The organism is Amycolatopsis sp. CA-161197 (assembly GCF_050942255.1).
In the GTDB taxonomy this organism is placed as follows: Bacteria; Actinomycetota; Actinomycetes; order Mycobacteriales; family Pseudonocardiaceae; genus Amycolatopsis.
This window is the reverse complement of the sequence record NZ_CP192059.1, coordinates 401600-422526: the sequence shown is the minus strand read 5'-3', so window position 1 is coordinate 422526 and position 20927 is coordinate 401600. Positions and strand designations below refer to the sequence as shown.

General features: G+C 71.3%; 20 protein-coding genes. 12 read left to right on the top strand and 8 right to left on the bottom strand.

Translation table 11 applies throughout. The features are described 5' to 3' along the window. The first annotated feature begins 117 nt into the window (after window positions 1-117). A complete protein-coding gene (locus ACQPXB_RS02110; protein WP_366577510.1) occupies window positions 118-1092 on the top strand; it encodes an SCO0930 family lipoprotein in 975 nt (324 codons plus the stop codon). Between the two features lie 148 nt (window positions 1093-1240). Here the strand turns inward: ACQPXB_RS02110 and ACQPXB_RS02105 are convergent, their stop codons facing one another. Further along, complete coding sequence (locus ACQPXB_RS02105) at window positions 1241-1852, bottom strand: DUF4383 domain-containing protein (protein ID WP_366577508.1); 612 nt, start codon at window positions 1850-1852, stop codon at window positions 1241-1243. Window positions 1853-2037: 185 nt separating this feature from the next. Here ACQPXB_RS02105 and ACQPXB_RS02100 point away from each other — a divergent pair, with 185 nt between their 5' ends. Continuing rightward, entirely contained in the window at window positions 2038-2958 is a 921-nt protein-coding gene (locus tag ACQPXB_RS02100) for a hypothetical protein (RefSeq protein ID WP_432849244.1), read from the top strand. Window positions 2959-2961: 3 nt separating this feature from the next. Here the strand turns inward: ACQPXB_RS02100 and ACQPXB_RS02095 are convergent, their stop codons facing one another. Next, on the bottom strand, window positions 2962-4173 hold the full coding sequence (locus ACQPXB_RS02095) for an alpha/beta hydrolase (RefSeq protein WP_432849243.1): 1212 nt from the start codon (window positions 4171-4173) through the stop codon (window positions 2962-2964). A gap of 150 nt (window positions 4174-4323) precedes the next feature. Continuing rightward, window positions 4324-5289 (bottom strand): alpha/beta hydrolase, encoded by a 966-nt coding sequence (locus ACQPXB_RS02090; protein WP_432849242.1) that lies wholly within the window; start codon window positions 5287-5289, stop codon window positions 4324-4326. Between the two features lie 165 nt (window positions 5290-5454). Here ACQPXB_RS02090 and ACQPXB_RS02085 point away from each other — a divergent pair, with 165 nt between their 5' ends. The 4 genes from ACQPXB_RS02085 to ACQPXB_RS02070 all read left to right on the top strand — a co-directional run bounded on the left by ACQPXB_RS02085 (window position 5455) and on the right by ACQPXB_RS02070 (window position 7812). Beyond that, a complete protein-coding gene (locus ACQPXB_RS02085; protein ID WP_366577498.1) occupies window positions 5455-5928 on the top strand; it encodes a MarR family winged helix-turn-helix transcriptional regulator in 474 nt (157 codons plus the stop codon). A 57-nt stretch (window positions 5929-5985) separates the two neighbouring features. After that, the gene (locus ACQPXB_RS02080) at window positions 5986-6834 is read left to right on the top strand and encodes an SAM-dependent methyltransferase (protein ID WP_366577497.1); all 849 of its coding nucleotides are present in this window, start codon (window positions 5986-5988) and stop codon (window positions 6832-6834) included. Window positions 6835-6953: 119 nt separating this feature from the next. After that, window positions 6954-7424, top strand: a complete 471-nt coding sequence (locus tag ACQPXB_RS02075; protein ID WP_366577495.1) for a hypothetical protein — start codon at window positions 6954-6956, stop codon at window positions 7422-7424. Between the two features lie 4 nt (window positions 7425-7428). Then, complete coding sequence (locus tag ACQPXB_RS02070; protein ID WP_366577493.1) at window positions 7429-7812, top strand: hypothetical protein; 384 nt, start codon at window positions 7429-7431, stop codon at window positions 7810-7812. A gap of 3 nt (window positions 7813-7815) precedes the next feature. Here the strand turns inward: ACQPXB_RS02070 and ACQPXB_RS02065 are convergent, their stop codons facing one another. Further along, window positions 7816-8754 (bottom strand): patatin-like phospholipase family protein, encoded by a 939-nt coding sequence (locus ACQPXB_RS02065; RefSeq protein ID WP_366577491.1) that lies wholly within the window; start codon window positions 8752-8754, stop codon window positions 7816-7818. 105 nt (window positions 8755-8859) lie between these two features. Between ACQPXB_RS02065 and ACQPXB_RS02060 the strand changes: the two genes are divergently transcribed. The 4 genes from ACQPXB_RS02060 to ACQPXB_RS02045 all read left to right on the top strand — a co-directional run bounded on the left by ACQPXB_RS02060 (window position 8860) and on the right by ACQPXB_RS02045 (window position 12949). Continuing rightward, complete coding sequence (locus ACQPXB_RS02060) at window positions 8860-9402, top strand: PadR family transcriptional regulator (RefSeq protein ID WP_432849241.1); 543 nt, start codon at window positions 8860-8862, stop codon at window positions 9400-9402. After that, entirely contained in the window at window positions 9399-11396 is a 1998-nt protein-coding gene (locus ACQPXB_RS02055; RefSeq protein ID WP_432849240.1) for an FAD-dependent oxidoreductase, read from the top strand. The genes ACQPXB_RS02060 and ACQPXB_RS02055 overlap by 4 nt, the downstream gene beginning before the upstream one ends. Before the next feature lie 22 nt (window positions 11397-11418). Further along, window positions 11419-12396, top strand: coding sequence for a prephenate dehydrogenase (locus ACQPXB_RS02050; protein WP_366577485.1), 978 nt, complete (start codon window positions 11419-11421; stop codon window positions 12394-12396). 325 nt (window positions 12397-12721) lie between these two features. Continuing rightward, the gene (locus ACQPXB_RS02045) at window positions 12722-12949 is read left to right on the top strand and encodes an antitoxin (protein ID WP_366577483.1); all 228 of its coding nucleotides are present in this window, start codon (window positions 12722-12724) and stop codon (window positions 12947-12949) included. Between the two features lie 8 nt (window positions 12950-12957). Here the strand turns inward: ACQPXB_RS02045 and ACQPXB_RS02040 are convergent, their stop codons facing one another. Continuing rightward, window positions 12958-14919, bottom strand: coding sequence for an FUSC family protein (locus ACQPXB_RS02040; RefSeq protein WP_432849239.1), 1962 nt, complete (start codon window positions 14917-14919; stop codon window positions 12958-12960). Window positions 14920-14991: 72 nt separating this feature from the next. On the opposite strand from ACQPXB_RS02040, the gene ACQPXB_RS02035 reads away from it, so the two are divergent. Both ACQPXB_RS02035 and ACQPXB_RS02030 read left to right on the top strand, forming a co-directional pair. After that, window positions 14992-15444 (top strand): SRPBCC family protein, encoded by a 453-nt coding sequence (locus ACQPXB_RS02035; protein WP_366577479.1) that lies wholly within the window; start codon window positions 14992-14994, stop codon window positions 15442-15444. A gap of 84 nt (window positions 15445-15528) precedes the next feature. Then, entirely contained in the window at window positions 15529-16272 is a 744-nt protein-coding gene (locus ACQPXB_RS02030; protein WP_432857232.1) for a polysaccharide deacetylase family protein, read from the top strand. Window positions 16273-16276: 4 nt separating this feature from the next. On the opposite strand, the gene ACQPXB_RS02025 is transcribed toward ACQPXB_RS02030, so the two are convergent. The 3 genes from ACQPXB_RS02025 to ACQPXB_RS02015 are packed head-to-tail and all read right to left on the bottom strand — an operon-like array spanning window position 16277 to window position 20007. After that, window positions 16277-18871: a CHAT domain-containing protein gene (locus tag ACQPXB_RS02025; RefSeq protein WP_432849238.1), complete on the bottom strand. Its 2595-nt coding sequence runs from the start codon at window positions 18869-18871 to the stop codon at window positions 16277-16279. A 51-nt stretch (window positions 18872-18922) separates the two neighbouring features. Beyond that, complete coding sequence (locus ACQPXB_RS02020) at window positions 18923-19405, bottom strand: carboxypeptidase regulatory-like domain-containing protein (RefSeq protein WP_366577477.1); 483 nt, start codon at window positions 19403-19405, stop codon at window positions 18923-18925. Next, window positions 19402-20007, bottom strand: a complete 606-nt coding sequence (locus tag ACQPXB_RS02015) for an RNA polymerase sigma factor (RefSeq protein WP_285970991.1) — start codon at window positions 20005-20007, stop codon at window positions 19402-19404. Before ACQPXB_RS02015 ends, ACQPXB_RS02020 begins: the two co-directional genes overlap by 4 nt. Window positions 20008-20927 lie beyond the last annotated feature (920 nt).

Here is a 20927-nt window from a genome sequence, read left to right as displayed (position 1 = left end):
TGCTGAACCGCTTCGCGCGACCTCCCGTGTAGGAGGGTGGGAAGCGTTCCTCGCGGAACGCGGGGGGTACCGGCAGCTGCGCCTGGCGCGGCGACCACGTACCCAAGGAGAAGTTCCATGCTTCGCAGGTTCCGCACGGGCGTCATCGTCGTCTCGGCGGCCGCAGGGCTCACGCTGCTGAGCGCCTGCTCGGGCACGACCGCTCCACCCGCGCCGGCGCCCGGCGGCGGGACCGGGGGCGGTCAGGTCGGCAACGCCGCGGCCGTGACCGAGACGGCCGTCAAACTCGCGGCCACCGACGTCGGTGGGCTGGGCAAAGTCCTCACCGACGCCGACGGCCACACCCTCTACCGCTTCGACAAGGACACCGCCAAACCGCCGAAGTCCGCGTGCGTGGACGACTGCGCCAAGGCGTGGCCGCCGCTGCTGTCGAAGGGCGACGTGCAGCTCGACGGCGTCGACAAGAGCCTCGTCGGCAGCGTGACCCGCGCCGACGGCACCGAGCAGGTGACCGTGAACGGCTGGCCGCTCTACACCTACGCCAAGGACACCACGCCCGGCGACGCCACCGGCCAGGGCGTGAACGGCACCTGGTTCGCGGCCACGCCGACCGGCGGCAAAGCCGGCAAGTCCACTTCGGACGGTGTGAAGCTCAGCGCCGGCGAGGTCGACGGCGTCGGCGCGGCCGTGGTCGACCAGGACGGCCGCACGCTCTACCTGTTCACCAAGGACAGCAAGAAACCCTCGAAGTCCACTTGCAACGGTGACTGCGCCAAGCTGTGGCCGCCGGTGCTGACCACCGGCGACGTCGCGCTCGACGGCATCGACGCCAAGCTGCTCGGCAGCGTCAAGCGCGCCGACGGCACCACGCAGGCCACGCTCGGCGGCTGGCCGCTGTACCGGTACTCGAAGGACACCGCGCCCGGCCAGGCCAACGGCATGGGCGTGAAGGGCACCTGGTTCGTGATCGAGCCCAACGGCTGCAAGTCCGGCACCACGACGAGCACCGGAACCGCGCCCGCCAAGCCGACCACGAGCGCCCCGGCCACCAGCGCCCCGGCGGCCGCGCCGAGCGACCCGTACAGCTACTGACCCCAGACCCGGCGCCGCGCCCCGACAGCGCGTCGCTTGGACAACCGGCCACGGGCGGCGGAAGGAGGGGCAGTTCCCGAACACCGAAGGCCCGGCAACCGCGGGGGTTGCCGGGCCTTCGGCCTGAAAACGTTGGCGCGCCGGGAGGCTAGTGCGCCAGACCTGGGCCGCGCTTGTCCCGGGCCGGGATCTCCCGGGTCTGGGTCTCCCGCGTCGTCTCCCGTGTCGGCGTGTGGTCGTCGTCCTCGACCCGCTCGATCACGCTCGTCTGAGCCCGATCCGCCGTGATCGGCTCCACGTCCTCTTCCGGCAGCCGCACCTTGCGCCGCGCCGGCGCCATCGCGATCACCAGACCCAGCACGGCGATGCCGAGGTGCAGCCAGTTGTCCGGCGTCGTGAGGTCCAGCGGGTTGCCGGCGACGGCGAACGGGTTGGCCGCGACCATCCCGGTGATCATCAGGCCCCACACGAACAGCACGCCGTAGCCGACGAAGAGCAGCCAGCCGAACGTCCGCGCGCGACCGGAACCGAACGCGAGCAGCACGCCGATCACGCCGGTCACGACGTGCACGAGGTTGTTCATCGGGTTGCCGGAGAACCGCCAGAAGCCCGCGTCGTGGTGCCCGGTGAAGGCCCCGACGCCGGTCCGCGCGAAGCCGATGACGCCGTAGACAAGGAACGCGATGCCCACCAGGGCGGCCAGGACCTGCGCGGGCTGCAGACCCTCCACCCGGATCCGGGCTCCGTGCGCATGAACCATGACTTCAGTCCTTCCCGTGGTGAGCTGACTCACGCGGAGGGAGTACCCCGTCTTCACCCGGAGTGAAACGCCGGTGCTTGCCCGCAGGCCCCCGGAGCGTCACCGAATTCGGCCTTGTTCGAGATCAATGCCACAAAAGGCCCCCGATTCGGCAACACCGAACGGGTGACCGGACAAGTCCGGTCATGCGCAAAGTGAACATCCTCTTCCTCGTGGGGCTGTGCCTGGGGGCACTCGTCGCGCTGGTGCTCGTGGTGGCGGAGCCGCAGCGCCACATCGTCACCGCGCTGGGACCGACACCGGTCGCGGCGGCCGGCACGGAGAGCTCGACGGATTCCGCGGCTCCGGATACCCCGTCTTCCCCGTCGCCCACGCCGTCCGGCAAAACCACTCCGTCGTCCGGTGGCGCCAAGTCCGGCGGGACGACCGCCCAAGCATTGGAGGCGCTCGTCCCGCGCGGGCACGTGAGCGTCGTGGTCTACGACCGCACGGCGGGGACCACCCTGCTTTCGGTGAACGCGGACCGTACTTACACGTCGGCGTCGCTGGTGAAGCTGATGATCGCCGTGTCCGCTCTGGAGAACGGCACCCAGGCCGGTGTCGTCAAGGAAATGCTGTCCCGCAGCGACGACGACACCGCCAGCGCGCTGTGGGTTGTCAACGGGGAGACGAACATCGTCGAAAGCGCAATCCAGCGCATGGGCCTCACCGGAACGCACCCGCCCGCCAGCCCGGGCCGCTGGGGCGACACGGAGATCACGGCCGGCGACATCACGAAGATCTACCGCTACCTGTTCACCAAGGCCCCCGCCGACGAACGCACGATCATCCTCGCCGCCCTGCACGGCACCACCGAGTTCGGCGCCGACGGTTTCCGCCAGTACTTCGGCATTCCCGACGCCCTGGGCGCCGGCAACTTCGCCGTGAAGCAAGGCTGGTCCTGCTGCCGCCCGACCCGCATGCTCCACACCTCGGGCACCGTCGGCAAGAACGACCGCTACCTCGTCACCGTCCTCACCGAACAGCCGCAGTCGGTCGGCTACGCCACCGCGTCGGCGCAGATCACGTCCGTCGTGAAGAACCTCTTGCCACTGCTGGGAATGTGACCGTCACTCGTCCATCGCGGACAACGCGCCGCGCGCCCCCGACTTCGGCAGCGGCCACGGCCGCACACCGCCGCTGACGTCGACCTGCCGCCCGGCCGCGGACGGCGCGGGGATGCGCGCGCCGATCCACGCCAGGACATCCGGGAGCTGTGACTTGAACGTGTTCATGTTGTGGCCCGCGTCCGGGATGCGCCACGAGGAGAAGCGAATCGGGGCCTGCGCGGCGGCGCGGATCTGGTCGATGGCGAAGCTCTCGTAGTTCTCCTTGTCCCCGGAGATCGCGAGAATGTCCACAGGGGACGGATGCAGCCGCACGTTCACGCGGACGTTGTTGGCGTCGTCGATGTCGTGGCGGCCGTGGAAGAGGTCTTCGGTTTCGGAGTCCACCTGGGCCCGGTCGTAGCCGCTGACGCTGACCGCCTGCGCGAACCACTGCGGGTGGCGCGTCACGAGGTTCATGGCGCAGTAGCCGCCCGAGGACCAGCCCGCGATGGTCCACGCGCCGCGCGCCGGGTTGAGACCGAGCCGTTGGATCGCCCACTCGCGGACATCGGCGGCGAGATAGGTGTCGTTCGGGGTGCCGCCGACCTCGTCGACGCATTCGGTGTCGTGGCCGACCTTCGGGACGCCCGTCGGGTCGGGGATCACGACGACGGTGGGCGGCAGCACGTGCTTGGCGATCGCCGTGTCGAGCTGTTCGGGCAGGTGGTAGCCGCTCGTGGCGACCTCGGGGCCCGACGGGTAGTTCGGGATCCACTCGATCGCCGGGAACTTCAGCGAGTGGTACGCCTGCTGGAAGTACTGCGGCGGCAGGTACACGGCGACGTCGCGCACCAGCCCGGTACGCCGGCCCGTGACCTTCATGTGCAGCACGGTCCCCTTGCCCTCGCGCGCGTGGACCACGCCGAGGTCGCGCATCCTGTCGAGGTCCGCGCCGTTGTCGCCGGCCTCGGCATCGACGCTTTCGGCCGCGTACACGCCCGTGCCGAGCAACGAGCCGAGCGTCGGGAAGAAGCCGCCGATCAGGTTACCCACGAGCGAAACGCTCGCCACGACCAGCACCACGGCCGTGAGCACGGTGGCGCTGCGCCCGAGCTGCTTGCGCTTGCGCCAGCGGTCCCAGAACCAAGGGACGGCCACGACCGCGAGCACGGCCAGCACGCCGATCACGATCACTTCGACCGGCGAGTCCAGCCGGATGCTGCTCAGGTGCACGGGACCCCCTCCTCCGGCGCGTGTCCGGAAGATCGAACCCGCTGTACAAACCCCTGTACAAGAAACGTTCGGCGGGCCACCCCCGTTGTGATCAGGTGAGCGCCGTCACAAGATCAAGAGGGTAGCCCGCCGGGCGTCTCAGCTGCGGTTTCAGGCCCCGAAGGCGGTACGCAGGACGCTGATCGCCTGCTTGATCGCGGCATCGGCGGCCCCGGTCTCGCGCAGCGCGTTGACCATCACGAAGTCGTGGATGGCGCCGCCGTAGCGCGCGGCCGTCACGGCGACGCCCGCCTGGCGCAGCTTCGCCGCGTACGCCTCGCCCTCGTCGCGAAGCACATCGGCCTCGCCAGTGATCACGAGCGCCGGCGGCAGGTCGGCGAGCTCTTCGAGCGACGCGCGCAGCGGCGACGCGGTGATCTCGGCGCGCTGGGCCTTGTCGGTCGTGTACTGGTCCCAGAACCACTTCATGGCGTCGCGCTGCAGGAAGTAGCCCGTGGCGAACAGGCGGTAGGACTCGGTGTCGAAGCTGGCGTCGGTGACCGGGTAGAAGAGCACCTGCTGCAGGAAGCGCACGTCGCCGCGCTGCTTGGCCATGATCGTGAGCGCGGCGGTCATGTTCCCGCCCACGGAGTCGCCGGCGATGGCGACGCGCGAGGTGTCGAGCCCCTTCTCGGCACCGTGCTCGACGGCCCACTTCGCGACCGCGTAGTTCTCCTCGATCGCGACGGGGTAGCGCGCCTCGGGCGAAAGGCTGTACTCGGGGAAGACCACGGCCGCGCCGGTGCCGGCGGCGAGCTCGCGGACCAGGCGCTCGTGGGTGTGGAAGCCGCCGAAGACCCAGCCGGCGCCGTGGACGTACACGAGGATCGGCAGCGGACCGGTCACGCCCTGGGGCTTGACGATGCGGACCTCGACGTCGCCGTTCGGGCCACCCGGCACCTGGACGACCTCGATGTCGGCGGGCGGCATCTCGACGGGGCCTTCCTGCACGCCGTCCACGGCCTTGCGGCCTTCGGCCGGCGGGAGCTCGAACAGGAACGGGTGCGCGGCCGTGGCCTCGGAGAACGCCTGCGCGGCGGGTTCGAGGGCGAGGTTCTGCGGGTTCGGGGTGGTCATCTCGGGTCTCCTCCAGGCGGTGTCCGTTGCTGACTCTTAAGAAGTTATTACGCAACTCAGTTGTGCACAACTAAACGGAGGACAATGAGATCTAAGGCACTTGAGTTGCCCGGACGGGCACATCTCGGGGATCATCGAGAGTTACACCTTGCAGAGGAGGTACCCATGACCAGCCAGGATCCCGGCGAAACCGGCTCGCTCCTGCTCGACGACCAGCTCTGCTTCGGGCTCTACTCCGCGTCGCGCGCCGTCACGTCGCTCTACCGGACGTTGCTCGAACCGCTCGACCTCACGTACCCGCAGTACCTCGTGATGCTGGCGCTGTGGGAGCACGACGCCCAGCAGGTCAAGGAGCTCGGCGCCGCGCTGAACCTCGACTCGGGCACGTTGTCGCCGCTGTTGAAGCGCCTGGAGAAGGCCGGCCTCGTCACGCGTGAACGCCAGGCCGACGACGAGCGGTCCGTGCGGATCACGCTCACCGACCAAGGCGAGGCGTTGCGCGAACAGGCCGAGCGGATCCCGCCGCACATCGGCCGGGCGCTGGGCTTCGACCTCGACACGATCGTCCGGCTGCGCACTTCGATGGACCAGTTGACGGAATCCGTGAACGCCTATCGGGAGGCCCTGACCACGGCTTGATCCGCCCGCCGCCGGCCGTGGTTAGCATGGGCGCGAACTCCGGCGGTGAGGACGGCGATGATCGAAAAAGACGAAGCCCTGCGCGCTGTCGAAGGCAGCATCGACCGGCCGTCCGCGGCGCGGATCTACGACTACTTCATCGGCGGTCACACGAACTACGCCATCGACCGCGAGTTCGCCGAGAAGGTGCGCGCGCGGCTGCCGCTGATGGGCGACTACTGCCTGACCAGCCGGCAGTTCCTGGGCCGCGCCGTGCGCCAGTCCGTGCGCGCCGGCATCCGGCAGTTCATCGACATCGGCTCGGGCCTGCCGACGGCCGGCAACGTGCACGAGGTCGCCGACAACGAGCGCCGCGAGCATGACGTGAACGTGCTCTACATCGACAACGAGCCCGTGGCGCTCGCGCATTCGCAGATCCTGCTCGACCAGACCGCCGACCCGGAGCGCCACGAAGCCGTGGCCGCCGACCTGCTGCAGCCGGAAGAGCTGTGGGACCGCGTGATGGACTCCGACGTGATCGACGTGCGCCGGCCCGTCGCGCTGATCGTGAACGCGGTGCTGCACTTCATCAAGGACGACCAGGACCCCGACGGCATCCTGTCCTTCTACCGCGAACGCGTCGCGCCCGGTTCGCTGCTGGTGCTCTCGCAGATGACCAACGAGAACCCCGTGGACGACGACGAACGCCAGGCGCTGGCCGACCTCCTGGAGTACTACGAGTCCACGACCAACCCCGGCGTCCTGCGGACCATGGCGGAGTTCTCCCGGTTCTTCGGCGGGTGGCCGCTGCTGGAACCCGGCCTCGTCTACGCGCCGGCGTGGCACCCGGACCGCAACTCCGTGTTCGCGAAGGCGCCTTCGGAGTCGCGCGTGATCGGCGGGGTGGCGCGGAAACCGTCGCTCTGACCGTTTTCGCCGCCCCCGGTGGGGTGAAACCGACCCGGGATCAACCCTGGGTTTGACGCTTGCCGGCCCGCCGCCCGCCAAGCTGGTGCTCACCTGGAGTTCTGCCTGGAGGGACCACCGTGAGCAACACCGTCAACATCCTCATCGGACTCGTCGTGCTGGCGTGGCTGTGTTGGCGACAGACGCAGAAACGCCTCGTTCGCGAAGACCGCAAACCGACCGTCCTGCTCATCCTCGCTGTGCTCGGCGTGGTCTCCCTCGCGTCCTTCTTCAAGGGCACCACCCCGGGCACGCCCGCCGTCCTGCTGCTCATCGGCAGCCTGGTCGTCGCGGCCCTCTTCGGCCTCGTCCGCGCCTACACCGTGCGCCTCTGGCGCGCCGACAGCCAGCTCTGGCGCCAGGGCACGTGGCTCACCGTCGTCCTGTGGGTGGTCGCCATCGCCGTCCACATCGGACTGGACTTCGTGATCGACGCGAACAGCCCGGCCAAGGGCCTGGGGAGCGCCTCGATCCTGCTGTACCTCGCGGTTTCGCTGGGCGCGCAGCGGCTGGTGGTCCAGTCGAGGGCCAACCACGTCGTGGCGGTCTGACGCAGTGGTGCGCAAGAGCCCGCAGGAGAAGAAGGCCCTGAGCTACGAGAAGGACCGGCGCAACAACTACGGCGAGAACGACAAGAGCTCACGCAAGAACATCCACCGCAACAAGCGCACGCCCAACCGCGCTGACCGGCGCCACGACCGCCTGGTGACGCACGCGGCAGCCGGTCCCGTCGATCTCGAAGCCGCCGAGCAGGCGGACGAGCGACTCGGCGTCAAGAAGTCGCACTGGTTCACCAAGCGCTGGCGGAAGTTCCGCGACGCGCCACTGGCCGACGACGTCGTGTACCGCCTCGCGCGCCGGGCGCGGAAGGGAATGACCACGCCCGAAGCCGCCGAGGAGCGCATCGAACGCGTTCGGCGGCGAGCGCGGCGGAGCTGAGCTTCAGGAAGCTTCCCTCAGCTGCTCCAACGCGCTGTACACCGCGTCCCGCCCTAGTTCCACCGCGCGGCGCAGGACGGAGGGGTCGCGTTCCAGGGCGCCGACGGCCGGGGAGCCGGCGGGTGGGCGGATGCTCGCCAGGCGGGGGTCTTCGCGTAGCAGGCGTTCGTCGTCGAGGTCGTGGGCGTATTGGTCGCGCCAGGCGTTGATCGTGCCCGGGGCGTGGCGGCGCAGGAAGCGGGGCACGACGACGTCCTGGACCCGGGGCGGTGGGGCCGGGAGCTCGTCCGAGCGGCGCGTGCGCAGGACCAGCACGTCCGTCGCGCCTTGAGCGAGGGCCGTCCGAAAGGGCAGCGGCTCCGCCACGCCCGCGTCGACAAAGCGATGCCCGCCCATCGCGATGGGCGGGCCGGCGAGGACCGGCATGCACGACGAGGCCGCCAGGGCGGTTTTGATGTCGGCAACCTCGGAGATGAACGGATGCAGGTCGGTGGACTCGCCGGTGTCCGCGTCGGTCGCCAGAGGGTGGAAGGTGACGGGGTTGGCGAGGATCGCCGGGAAGTCCATGGGCTCCAGCACCGAATACACCTGGTGCACGAGGTAGTCCAGGTCGATCACGGACTTGCCCCGCAGTGCTTGAAGCGGGTTGATGATCCGGCGCATCACGGTGGGGTTCCACCAGGTGCGCACGCCCGTCTGCGAGCGTCCGCAGAGCAGCCACGCGGCGTTCAGAGCGCCGGCAGACGAGCCGTAGACGGCGTCGAACGCGGGTGTCGCGCCCATCTCGTCCAGGGCCAGGACCATGCCGCTCGAGTACGTGCCACGGCTGCTGCCCCCTTCGATCGCGAGCACGAGGCGGCGGTCGTCACTCCGCTCCCCCGGCACGCTGCCCGACGCCAGCCGCTCGTTGATCAGTTCCAGAACCGGGTGCACGGTGTCCATCCTGGTCGGTTCACGCCATTCGTCGACCCGATTTGCCCCACCCTGCCGGGTGACCTGCGTTGCACCGGGTTGCACTGCACCTAGTTGCATAGCACCCTGAGCGCCATGGCACTGGAGCACGCGATCCTCGTCTCGCTGTCCGAACGCTCGGGTTCGGGCTACGAGCTCGCGCGCCGCTTCGAGAAGTCCATCGGCCTGTTCTGGAGCGCCACCCACCAGCAGATCTACCGCGTGCTCAAGCGGATGGAAGAGGCCGGCTGGGTGGCCGTGGAGACCGTCGCGCAGGACGGGCGGCCGGACAAGAAGGTGCACACCGTCAGCGAAACCGGACGCGCCGAGCTGCGGCGGTGGCTCGCGGAGCCCAACGCGTCGGCCGGGCCGCAGGAGCTGGCGGTGAAGCTGCGCGGGGCGTCGTTCGGAGACGAACAGGCCGTCGCCGAAGAGCTGGCCCGGCACCGCGCGGCCCACGCCGAGCGGCTCGACGCGTACCGCCGGATCGAGAAACGCGACTTCCCCGCCCCCGTGAGCGGCCGCGCCCGGCACCAGTACCTCGTGCTGCGCGGCGGAATCCGGGCCGAAGAAGGCCAGGTCGAGTGGCTCGACGAGGTCTTGACCGCGCTGCACCACGACGAGAAGGACGCCCGATGACGCCCTACCCGCACCTCCTCGAACCCCTGGACCTCGGCTTCACCACCTTGCGCAACCGCGTGCTCATGGGCTCGATGCACACCGGCCTCGAAGACCGCGCGGCGCACTTCCCGCAGCTCGCCGAGTACTACGCCGAGCGCGCTCGCGGCGGCGTCGGCCTGATCGTCACCGGCGGGTTCGCGCCGAACCGCACGGGCTGGCTGCTGCCGTTCGCATCGAAGCTTTCGACGACGGCGGAAGCCAAGGAACACCGGCAGCTCACCGCACCCGTGCACGAGGCCGGCGGCAAGATCGCGCTGCAGATCCTGCACGCGGGCCGCTACTCCTACAACCCGCTGAGCGTCTCCGCGTCGAGCCTCAAGGCGCCGATCAACCCGTTCCGCCCGCGCGCGCTGACCGGCTACGGCATCCGGCGGACGATCCGCGCGTTCGCCGACTGCGCGGCCCTCGCCCGCGAGGCGGGGTACGACGGCGTGGAGATCATGGGCTCCGAGGGCTACCTGATCAACCAGTTCCTGGCCGAGCGCACCAACAAGCGCACCGACGGCTGGGGCGGCTCCACGGAAAAGCGCCGCCGGTTCGCCGTGGAGGTCGTGCGGCGCACGCGCGAAAAGGTGGGGCCGGACTTCATCATCATCTACCGGCTCTCGATGCTCGACCTGGTCGAAGGCGGCCAGAGCTGGGACGACGTCGTGGCCCTCGCGAAAGAGGTCGAGGCCGCCGGCGCGACGATCATCAACACCGGCATCGGCTGGCACGAGGCGCGCGTGCCGACGATCGTGACTTCGGTGCCGCGCGCCGCGTTCACGTGGGTGACGGGGAAGCTCAAGCCGCACGTGTCGATCCCGGTGGTCACCTCGAACCGGATCAACATGCCGCAGGTCGCCGAAGAGGTGCTGGCGCGCGGCGACGCGGACCTCGTGTCGCTGGCGCGGCCGTTCCTCGCCGACCCGGCGTGGGTCCGCAAGGCCTCGGAGGGCCGAGACGACGAAATCAACACCTGCATCGCGTGCAACCAGGCCTGCCTCGACCACGCGTTCCGCCGCAAACCCGTGTCGTGCCTGGTCAACCCACGCGCCGGGCACGAGACGACGCTGGTGCTGTCGCCGGCTCGGCGGGCGAAGCACGTGGCCGTCGTGGGTGCCGGCCCGGCGGGGCTCGCGGCCGCGACGGCGCTGGGCGAGCGCGGCCACCGCGTGGAGCTGTTCGAGGCGGCCGACGAGATCGGCGGCCAGTTCGGCATCGCGCGGCGGATCCCGGGCAAGGAGGAGTTCGCCGAGACCATCCGCTACTACGCACGGCGGCTGGAGGTCACGGGCGTGAAGGTGCACCTGTCACGGCGGGCCTCGGCGGCGGATCTGACCGGGTTCGACGAGGTCGTGCTGGCCACGGGCGTCGTGCCGCGGGTGCCCACGCTGGCGGGGATCGACCATCCGAAGGTGGTGTCCTACGTGGACGTCGTGCGAGGTGGCGCGTCGGTCGGGTCGCGGGTCGCCGTGATCGGGGCCGGCGGGATCGGGGTGGACGTGAGCGAGTTCCTCACGTCGTCGTCCCTGGATCGCGACGAGTGGATGGCAGAGTGGGGCGTCACGGACCCCGACCTGGCCCCGGGTGGGCTCGGGGTGGCGCGGCCTTCGCCGTCGCCGCGGACCGTCTACCTGCTGCAACGCAAGAAGACGCCGATCGGGGCGTCGCTGGGCAAGACGTCGGGCTGGGTGCACCGGGCCGCGCTGAAGGCGAAGGGCGTGGAGCGGATCTCCGGCGTCACGTACGAGCGGGTGGACGACGCCGGGCTGCACGTCACCGTCGACGGGAAGCCGCGGCTGCTGGAGGTGGACACGGTGGTCGTCTGCGCCGGTCAGGAGCCCGTGCGGGACCTGGCCGACGCGCTGGGTTCGACGCCGGTGCACCTCATCGGCGGCGCCGACGTGGCGGCCGAGCTGGACGCGAAACGCGCCATCGACCAGGGCACGCGCCTGGCGGCCACGCTGTAGCCGGGTTGCGGCCACTGGCAGGATGAGGCCCGTGCGAGATGTGTGCGTGATCGGGCTCGGGCTCATCGGCGGGTCGCTGCTGCGCGCGAGCGTGGCCGGCGGCAGGACCACGTGGGGCGCCGCGGTGTCCGAAGTGGACGCCGACGCCGCCAGCCGCGCGGGCTACGACGTGACCACCGACGTGGAAGCCGCGCTGCACCGGGCGGAGTCGGCCGAGGCGCTGATCGTGCTCGCCGTGCCGCTGCCGGCCGTCGAGAACCTGCTGCGGCTGGTCGCGCAGCACGCACCGCACTGCATTCTCACCGACGTCGTCAGCGTGAAGGGCCCGATGCTCGACGCCGTGCGCCGGCGCGCGCCGTACACGCGTTACGTCGGCGGGCACCCGATGGCGGGCACGGCCGAGTCGGGCTGGCTCGCGGGCAACGCTTCGCTGTTCGAGGGCGCGGCCTGGGTCGTCGGCGTCGAGGAGGACACCGACCTGGAGGCGTGGGCCGAGGTGACCCGGCTGGTGCTCGACGTCGGCGCGTTCGCCGTGCCGCTGCCCGCCGACTCACACGACGAGACCGTCGCGCGGATCTCGCACCTGCCCCACCTGTTCGCCGCGATCCTCGCGACCATCGGCGCCCAGGGCGGCCCGCTCGCGATGTCCCTGGCCGCCGGCTCCTACCGCGACGGCACCCGCGTGGCCGGCTCCAGCCCCGAACTGGTCCGCGCCATGACCGAAGGCAACCGCGACGCGCTCCTGCCCATCGTCGACGAGGCCCTCGGCCGCCTCGGCGCCGCCCGCGGCTCGCTCGCCTCCACCGGCGGCCTCGCCGCCACCATCAAAGCCGGCCACGACGGCGCCCTGGCCTGGGCCGCCGCCCACGACGCCGCCCGCTCGGGCGTCCGCATCACCCTGTCCGCCCCGGACGCCCGCGAAGCCCTGATCGGCCTGGGCGAACGCGGCGGCCGCATCACGGCGCTGGAAGACGGCGTGGCCGCCGGGGAAGTCAACTGACCCCAGGGAATTCGCCGGAGTTGCCGGGTCAGGGAAAGCACCGCGTCCGCATCGCCTCCGGCCAGCACGCCGTTTTCGGAACCGGTGCGCCGGCCGGCGGGAAACCGAGGCCGACCTGCGCCGCGCTCTCGGTCACGCCGTTCCGCCTCCCCGGACGCCCGCGAAGCCCTCATCGGCCTGGGCGAACGCGGCGGCCGCATCACGGCGCTGGAGGACGGCGTGGCCGGCGGGGAAGTCAACTGACCCCAGGGAATTCGCCGGAGTTGCCGGGGGCGTCCGTTGTGTGACGATGGGGGCGTCTGAACTCCGGGATTGGGGAGCGAGCATGGGCATCAACTTCGACGAGCTCAAGAACAAAGCCACCGAGGCGCTGCGGGACAACAGCGACAAGATCGAGCAGGGCCTCGACAAGGCGGCCGGGTTCGCCAAGGCCAAGACGAGCGGCCACGACGCGCAGATCGACGGCGGGGTGGAGAAGGCCAAGGACTTCCTCGGCAAGCTCGCCGGCACCGACAAGCCCGGCGACGGTCAGCAGCAGCCCCCGCAGCAGTAGGCGGCCGGTCAGGTGCGCCGGTGGTAGGGCAGGAACCGGCGCACCAGCCGCAGCGGCGTGGTCTCGACGAGGTCCGGACCGCGCACCGCGTCGAAGGTCGAGCCGAGCTGGTCGACGACGCCGGCGAGCTGGGCGCTGTCCGGCAGGGGCACGGATCCGGGCTCACGCTGTTCGCGCACGGCCGCCGCGAGTTCGGCCAAGGCGTCGGTGAGCAGCGAGATCTCCGCGGGCGACGGGGCGGGCACGCCGCGGCCGAGTGTCACGGAGACCTCGGTGACGGCGTCGGCCACGCGCTCCAGCCCGGCGATCACCGGCCACCATGCCACGGCGTGCCGGCCCGCGGGTGAGGGCTCCACGATCACCTGCTGGAACGCCGTGCGCAGGTCCGCGAGAGCGCGGTAGGCGGCGCGGCGCGAGCGGGAACGGGCCAGTCGTGCTTCGGGGGTCGAGTTGAGGACCAAGGCGGCACGCACGTAATCCGCGACCGTGTCGAAGCTGTCCGCCAGCCGGCCGCCGACACGCGGGCGGCGGGAGCCGGGCCAGAGCAGGTAGCCGATCAGCAGCACGATCACGCAGCCGGTGACGGTGTCCAGCAGCCGCGCGAGGACGACCGACCAGCTGCCCGTCTGGGCGAGGTCCATCTGCAGGATGATCAGCGGCGTCACGAAGGTGCCGAGCATGCCGTAGTTGCGCACCTTCCCGATCGCGGCGCCGCCCGCGAACAGGGCGATCAGCACCACCAGCACCCAGCCGCGCGCGCCGACGGCGAGCACGATCGCGCCGAGGCCGACGCCGGCGATCGTCCCCATGCCGCGCAGCAGCGCGCGGCCGAAGACCGAGCCGAAGTCGGGTTTCAGCACCACACCGACCGTGAGCGTGATCCAGTACGAACGCTCGAACGGCACCAGCAGCGCCACGACTTCGGCCACCGCCACGCACACCGTGAGGCGCAGGGCGGCCAGCCACGTGTAGGGACCCGAAGCGAGCGAACCGAGCCATTCGCGCAAGCGCTGCGCCGGCGACGCGGGCTTGCGGCGCTGCCGGTCGTCGCCTTTCTCGATGCGCGCGAGACCGGCGTAGAGCGCGGACTCCACCGGGTCGAGGTCGTCCTCGGGCATCGGCGGCGGCGCAGGCAGCGGCTGGGTCGCGAGCACGGACGCGGCCGCGCCGGCGAGGTAGTCGATGACCTCGGGCGGCGGCCGGTGCCCGGCGTTGACCATCGCCACGGACGCCTCGACGGCAGGAGTGGTGGCGGACAACAGGTTCAGCAGCTGGCGGTACGCGGCGTCGCGACCCGAGAGCCACGAGCGCGCGGTGAGCAGCCGGTCGTACGCGGTGCTCATGGCCGTGGTCAGCTGGTTGCGGGCGACGCGCGACGTCGGCTCGTCGGTGGCCGACAGCATCGCGGCGAGCTCGATGTAGACCTGCGCGACAGCGGTGCGTTCGGGGCTCGTGCCACGGACCGTCCACGTCACCAGCGCCACGAACAGGCTCCAGGCCGCGCCGAGGCAGAAGTAGCCGAACAGCTCTTCGACCTTCAGGCCCGTCGCGTGCTGCGCGGTGCCGAGCACGCAGAAGACGAACATCTGCAGCGCCGCCACCGACGCGTTGCTGCCGGCCGCGCTGATCAGCGCCGACACCGCGGCGATCACGACGATCGCCGGGATCGACCACGCCGGCACCACGCCCGTGAGGAGGCCGACGAGGTATCCGCCGGCCGCCGCGAGCGTCGCGCCGCCCAGCCGGCGCGCGCGGTAGCGGTACGGCCCGGCGGCCTCGGACAACACGGCGGGCAGCGCGCCGGTGGAAACCAGGGCACCCACCGCGATGTCGCCGGCCGCGTACGCGACGGCCAGCGGCGTGGCGAGCGCGAGGACGGCGCGGGCGACCATGTTCCACGGCACCGGGACCGGTTTCGAGCGGAGGAGCTGGACCAGCCAGTGCGGCGCGGCGAAGTCGGGGCGGCTCACGCACCCATCTTGACCTACGCTGAGCGTCTCGGGTTAATTATCACCCTGTCAACAAGACGGAAGGGGCCGACGATGCCGGGCCGTACGTTCTCGTTCGAGGTCAACCGCGTGAGCACGGCGCCGCCGGAAGTCCTGTTCCGCCTGGAAACCGAGGGTCCGCTGTGGTCGACGTGGGGCCGGCCGCTGATCGTTCAGGCCCGCTGGGCACGGCGGGGTGACGACGATCCCAACGGCGTCGGCGCCGTCCGCGAGGTGGGATTGTGGCCGGTGCTGCTGCGGGAGAAGACGGTGGAGTACGAGCCCGACCGGCGCCACGTCTACACGTTCGACGGTTCCGGGCCGGTCCGCGACTACCGCGCCGAGGTGTTCTTCACCCCCAATTCCGCGGGTGGCACGGACCTGCGCTGGACGGGTTCGTTCACCGAGTCCGTGCCCGGCACCGGAGCCTTCGCCGCCGCCGCGCTCCGCGGTGCGATCCGGATTCTCTCGGCACAACTGGTCAAAGCGGCCGACTCCGGGCGCTGACCGGGGTGCGCTGGGCCACAGCGGTTCAACTCCGGCCCCGGGCGCGACGTCTCCCCTCGTGTGAAGCGTGTGACGAAGCTGGGTGTGGTGGTGGCCGGGTTGTTCGCGGTGGCGGCTTGTTCCGCGCCGGCACCGGTTGTGGCGCCGTCGCCCAGCCAGCCGAACCCCGCGCCCGGCGCGGTGCACCCGACGGTTCCGCCGGGGCCGTACCCGTTCGGCACGGTGCAGCAGAAGGCGCCCGCCATCGCCGACGGCAAGGTCGGCGTGGTCCGCCGGATCACCACCACGAAGCCGTACGTGTTCATCACCATGGACGACGGCGCCGTCAAGGACCCCTCGGCGCCGGGCCTGATCCAGCAGTCGGGCGGGCACCCGGTGCTGTTTCTGAACCAGCGTTACGTGAAGGGCCACGAGGCCTACTTCAAGTCCATTTTGGACTCGACGGGCGCGACGCTGGGCGACCACACCGTCGACCACCCCAACCTCAAGGGCAAACCGCTGGCCTACCAGCAAAAGCAGATCTGCGACGACGCCGACGACTTCCAGCGCGAGCTCGGCGTGCGGCCCGTGTTGTTCCGGCCACCGTTCGGCAACTACGACCACAACACGCTGCACGCCGCCCAGCTCTGCGGCATGCGGGTCGCCGTGCTGTGGTCCGCGGCCGTGAACGACGGCCACGTCCAGTTCCAGGTCGGCGACAAGCTGCGCCCGGGCGACATCGTGCTGATGCACTTCCGCAAGACGTTCAAGGAAGACTACGAGGCTTTTCTCGCGCAGGCCAAGAAAGACGGCCTGACGCCGGTTCCGCTCGCGGACTTCCTGGGCTAGTCGGTCAGCCCGCGCCCAGGCAGACGAACGGTCGCCGCAGCGGGTCCACGGCGATCGCCTCCGCCAGCGCCAGCGCGGGCGGCGTACCGTCGGACAGCCGCCGGTGCAGGTCCGCCATCGTGTCCGCCGCCGCGCGGTCGCCGACGCGGGCGACGGCGCCGATCACCGTACGAGAGCCGCTCGCGAGCAGCGTGCCGGCGAAGCCGAGGGCTTCCTCACCCGGGCGGATGTGGCTCATCGCCAGCTCGCAGGCCGCGAGGACAACGCGTTCGGGCGGGTTCGCGAGGCGCGAGGTCTCGTGCGCGAACAGTGGGCCGTCGACGAGTTCGAGGCGGGAGAACAACGCGTTGGCCGGCTCGTGGGCGCCGTGGGCGACGAGGTGGGCCAGGCGGGTGCCGTCGAGCGCGGCGAGGACGGCGGAGCTGGTGGCGCCGGAGCCGTCGACGAGCCGGGCGTCCGGGTAGACCGAACGCAGTTTGCTCACCTCGCCGACCGCGCCGGGCACGCCGGGACCGCCGGCGAGCAGCACGGCGTCGGCGTCGGTAGCGCGTTTGGCGGTGATCCACGCGGTGGCCGACGGCGCGATGGACACCGCGTGGCCGCGCAGCGACGGCAGCGCGCCCCACGGCATCGCGTAGAGCTGCCCGATCGGGACGATCACGAGTTCGCGGTCGTCGAGCGTCTTGACCAGCGACGCGGAGATCAGCGCGTCGAGCTTGTCCGCGCGCCGGACGGCGGACGCCGCCACGGTCTCGGCCAGCATCGGGGGCAGGTGGTCGGGTGCAAGGGCGTCGAGGTCGGCGTGCAGTTGCTTCGCCGTCTCCACGATGTCGTGGTACGGCCCGAGCTTCAGCAGCCGGAACGACCCGCGGTCGACGACCACCGAGTACAGCTGCCCGTTGTACGGCACCAGGCTCACGAGCACGCGGTCGCCGAGCTGCGCCACGACCTCGTCCGGCGTCGCGACCGGCCGCGGCCGGCCCCACGGGCTCGTGTGCCAGCCGAGCCGGCTCGCCTCGTGCTGCAGTGCGGAATAGCGCTGCTCCAGCGCCTTCACAGGCTCGCCCTCGGCACGGGCGCGCTGGATCGTGCGCTGCAGGTGCCGCATCTCCGTGATGTGCTTCGACAGCACCGGATCCTCGATTACCGGCAGCGGTTCGTAGCGGTAGACCTGGGCCCGCGTGCGCTCCAGCCACGCGAACATGCGGCGGGCGCCCGCGGCGTTGTTGCGGGCGCGGCGCAGCACGAGCTGCATCGCGAGCCGGCCCAGTTCTTCGCCGTGCACGGCCGTGCCGCACACCAGGTCGAGCCCGCCCATGCGGTCGCGGATCATGCCCAGCTCACGAAGCCCGGCGCGCGCCTGCGCGAGCGCGGACCGCGGCCGGCCCGTGGCCACGGCCAGCTCCGCGCGGCACAACCGGAACAGCATCCGGTGGTCGATCGGCGTCGTCTCGCGCGGCTTCGGCACCCGGGCCAGCACCTTCGCGGCCTCGTCCATTTCCCGGCGCCGCAACAGGAGCCGGACGGCGAGCAGCCGCGCGACGGCCGCCTCGTCACGCACCCCGAGCCCCGACAGGCGTTCGGCCAGCGCCACGAGTTCGGCGGGCAGCCGCGGGGTCGACCGGGCGCCCCGCGTGCTGAGGATCTTGTGCGCGTCGGCGCGGAACCGGGCGAGGCCGGCGATCTCGGCCCACGTCGTGTTGCCGCGGCGCAGGAACCGGCGGCGCGCGGCGGACGCGAACTTGCGCGCCAGCTCGAAGTCTCCCTCCAGCAGCGCGGCGGCGGCGCGGGCGACTTCCGCTTCGGCGACGTACTGGCCCGTGCGGTTGGCCCGCAGCTGCGGGAGCGCTTCGTCGAGGTGGCGCGCCGCTTCCTCGCCGAGGCCCGCGGTGAGCAGCGCCCGCGCCTGGTCGAGGCGCACGACCTGCAGCGATCCGGGGCTGACGGTGCCGTAGAGCCGCGCCGCTTCCTCGTAGTTGCGCAAGGCCTCGGGCACGTCGCCGACGAGCTGGGCGTGGTCGCCGAGGTTCTGCCGGATCTTCCCTTCGAGCAGCGTGTGACCGTGCTCGACGGCGAGCGTGAGCGCACGGCTGAGGTCGCGGTGCGCGGCGTCCGGCTTGTTCATCGCCATGTGCACGAGGGCGCGGTTGTTCAGCGTCCGCACGAGCAGCAGGAAGCCGTCGTCCACTTCGGACTCGATGGACGGCAGCACGAGGTCGTAGAGGGCCAGCGCGTCGGCGGAGCGGCCCGCGCGCATCACGACAACGGCGCGCTGCAGGCTGATGATCAGCCGCAACGAGCCGCGCACCGCGCCCTCCGGAAGCCGCAGCCGCACGGTTTCGGCGACCTCGAGGTGCGCCAGACCCGCCTCGGTCGACGTGACCTCCGCTTCGGCCGAGGCCAGGCTGATGAGCACGCGGGTGTGCAGCTCGAGGACGTCGCCCACCGGCTCGGGAGCCCGCGCGAGCCGGTTCAGCGCCTGGTGGAACAGGCGTACCGCGGCGCCCGGCCGGAAGTCGGCGGCTGCGGCGCGGCCCCTCGTGTAGAAGTCAGCCGCCGCCGCGATCACCCGATCGGAGGCGGATTGCTGCTCGGACACACCCTCTATCTGAGCACACTCCAGCGACACGCCGTAACGCCCGTCCGGGTTCTAGAGCACGACCGTGGGAGTCACGACAGTCCGGCGCCGCGGCCCCTCACCGAGGTGCACCAGGATCTGCGTGGTCCCGCACGGCACGTTCTCGAGCACGAACCGGCCACCCTCGTCGGCGACGGTGGCGAACGTGCCCTCGTCGGCCACGCGGATCTCCACCTCGTACTCGCCGGCGGGCGCGAGCCAGCCGTCGATCCGGTGCAGCTTGCCGACGCGGGTCAAGTTGATCATCACCGTCAGGTCGCTGACGGTGAACGTGATCGTGCCCGTGGCCGTGCTGCGGACGCCGGCGAGCTCGCCGGCGCGCTCCCACCGCGCGACCTCGACGTCGAGGTTCTCCAGTTCGAGCGCGAACTGGACCCGCTGCACCAGATCGTCCGGTGGCGGGTCCAGTTCGTCGAGGAAACGGCCTAGATCGGCAAGCAGCGTCTCGTCGTCCGGCAGAGCGCTGCCACTTCCCGGCGCGCCGATGTCGTTCATCGGCCACCCCCTTCTCCTGCGAGGAGATCGCGCATCGTGTCGAGGCAACGACCCCTGGTGGGTCCGATGCTGCCGCGCGGCATCCGCATCGCTTCGGCCACCGCCTGGTATTCGGCGCGGCCGGCGAGAACGGTGAGGCGAAGCAGTTCCTGGCAGCGAGTGGGCAGCCGGAGGAAGGCGCGCCAGACCCGTCGGTCGTTGTCGGCGCGCACGGCTTCGTCCTCGGGCGCGGGGTGGGTGCTTTCGAGGTTCTCGGCGACCTCGTCGCTCAACGGCACCGGCTGGACGCGGCGCCCGTACGGGTGGGCTGCTTCGCGTCTCGCGGTGGTGATCAGCCACGCGGCCAGCGCGCGCGGATCGCGCAGCTTCTCCAGCTGGCTGAACAGAGCGAGCCACACCGTCTGCACGACGTCTTCGGCGACCTGGCGGTTCAGCCCGTTCGCGCGCGCGACGTGCCAGACGAGCGGCGTCAGCTCCTCGACGAGTTTCGCCATCGCCCGCCGGTCACCGGCCCGCGCCGCCTCCATGCAGGCAGCGTGCAGGTCGACGCCGGTCAGGCCTTCCCATGGCGGGTCTACCTCGGTGGTTTGCACGTCGGTCACCGTATCTGCCTCGCTCTCGAGGCGCGTTGGGTTCGGCGGCGGTGTCGCGGGTCTGTCTCGGGGGCCTTCTCGGGGAAGGAGCAGGCAGGAAGGGCTGGGATACATCGGGTCACTTACTCGGGTGGTGGGCCGTCGTGGTGGGTCGGTGCTGCGGAGTGGTGCTGCGGAGTGGTGGTGATCGGTGCTGTGGATCGGGTGCTGTGGATCGGTGGCTCACGGTCGGGTGCTGGGTGGTCCGATCGTGGGCGGGCCGGCCTGGTGGGCCAGCCCCTTGCGGCCGGTTTCCGCGGCCCGACCTGGTGGGGCCGGTCCTCGGTTCTCGGTCCTCGGTTCTCGGTCCTCGGTCTCGGTCCTCGCCGTCTCGGTGCGCCGGTCCTCGTCCTCGCGGTTCAGTTGCCCTTGGCCGACCTGGCGGGTCGGTCCCTCGTGTCGCGGTGCTCCGGCCTGGCGGGTCGGTCGTCGGTCGTGCCGGCTCGGTACGCCGGTCCTCGCCCTCGTCGGGTCCGGCTTCCGTGGCCCGACCTGGTGGGTCGGTCCTCAGTCACCTGGTCTCGCTGTGAGCCGGCGTGGTGTGCCGGTTCCTGTCCTCGTGGTCCGCGGTGGCGGGCCGGCTCGTCGTGGACCGGTCTGGTCCTCCGGTCCGGTTGATCACCCGATCCGGCGTGGTGCGCCAGACCGCCGACCCGGGCCGGTTGGTCCTCCGGCCCGCTCCGTGATCCGGCCTGGCCGCTCACCCGATCCGGTGTGGTGCACCGGATCGCCAGCCGCACCGGGCCTCCGTGGGCCGATCCGGTGGACCGGCCCTTGTAGCCGCGCCGGGGCGGCTCCCCCGTGGGCCGGCCCGGTGGTGCGGCTTCGTGCACCGACCGGCGCGGGCGTGCACCCGCACCGGCCGGCGCTCCCCTCCCTCTTCCACGGGT

Coding starts and splice junctions, on each gene's coding strand:
- ACQPXB_RS02085 (WP_366577498.1), top strand. CDS start 5,455: ATGACCAGCCAGGATCCCGGCGAAACCGGCTCGCTCCTGCTCGACGAC.
- ACQPXB_RS02065 (WP_366577491.1), bottom strand. CDS start 8,754: ATGGACACCGTGCACCCGGTTCTGGAACTGATCAACGAGCGGCTGGCG.
- ACQPXB_RS02050 (WP_366577485.1), top strand. CDS start 11,419: ATGAGGCCCGTGCGAGATGTGTGCGTGATCGGGCTCGGGCTCATCGGC.
- ACQPXB_RS02110 (WP_366577510.1), top strand. CDS start 118: ATGCTTCGCAGGTTCCGCACGGGCGTCATCGTCGTCTCGGCGGCCGCA.
- ACQPXB_RS02105 (WP_366577508.1), bottom strand. CDS start 1,852: ATGGTTCATGCGCACGGAGCCCGGATCCGGGTGGAGGGTCTGCAGCCC.
- ACQPXB_RS02055 (WP_432849240.1), top strand. CDS start 9,399: ATGACGCCCTACCCGCACCTCCTCGAACCCCTGGACCTCGGCTTCACC.
- ACQPXB_RS02035 (WP_366577479.1), top strand. CDS start 14,992: ATGCCGGGCCGTACGTTCTCGTTCGAGGTCAACCGCGTGAGCACGGCG.
- ACQPXB_RS02020 (WP_366577477.1), bottom strand. CDS start 19,405: ATGAACGACATCGGCGCGCCGGGAAGTGGCAGCGCTCTGCCGGACGAC.
- ACQPXB_RS02060 (WP_432849241.1), top strand. CDS start 8,860: ATGGCACTGGAGCACGCGATCCTCGTCTCGCTGTCCGAACGCTCGGGT.
- ACQPXB_RS02045 (WP_366577483.1), top strand. CDS start 12,722: ATGGGCATCAACTTCGACGAGCTCAAGAACAAAGCCACCGAGGCGCTG.
- ACQPXB_RS02080 (WP_366577497.1), top strand. CDS start 5,986: ATGATCGAAAAAGACGAAGCCCTGCGCGCTGTCGAAGGCAGCATCGAC.
- ACQPXB_RS02100 (WP_432849244.1), top strand. CDS start 2,038: ATGCGCAAAGTGAACATCCTCTTCCTCGTGGGGCTGTGCCTGGGGGCA.
- ACQPXB_RS02090 (WP_432849242.1), bottom strand. CDS start 5,289: ATGACCACCCCGAACCCGCAGAACCTCGCCCTCGAACCCGCCGCGCAG.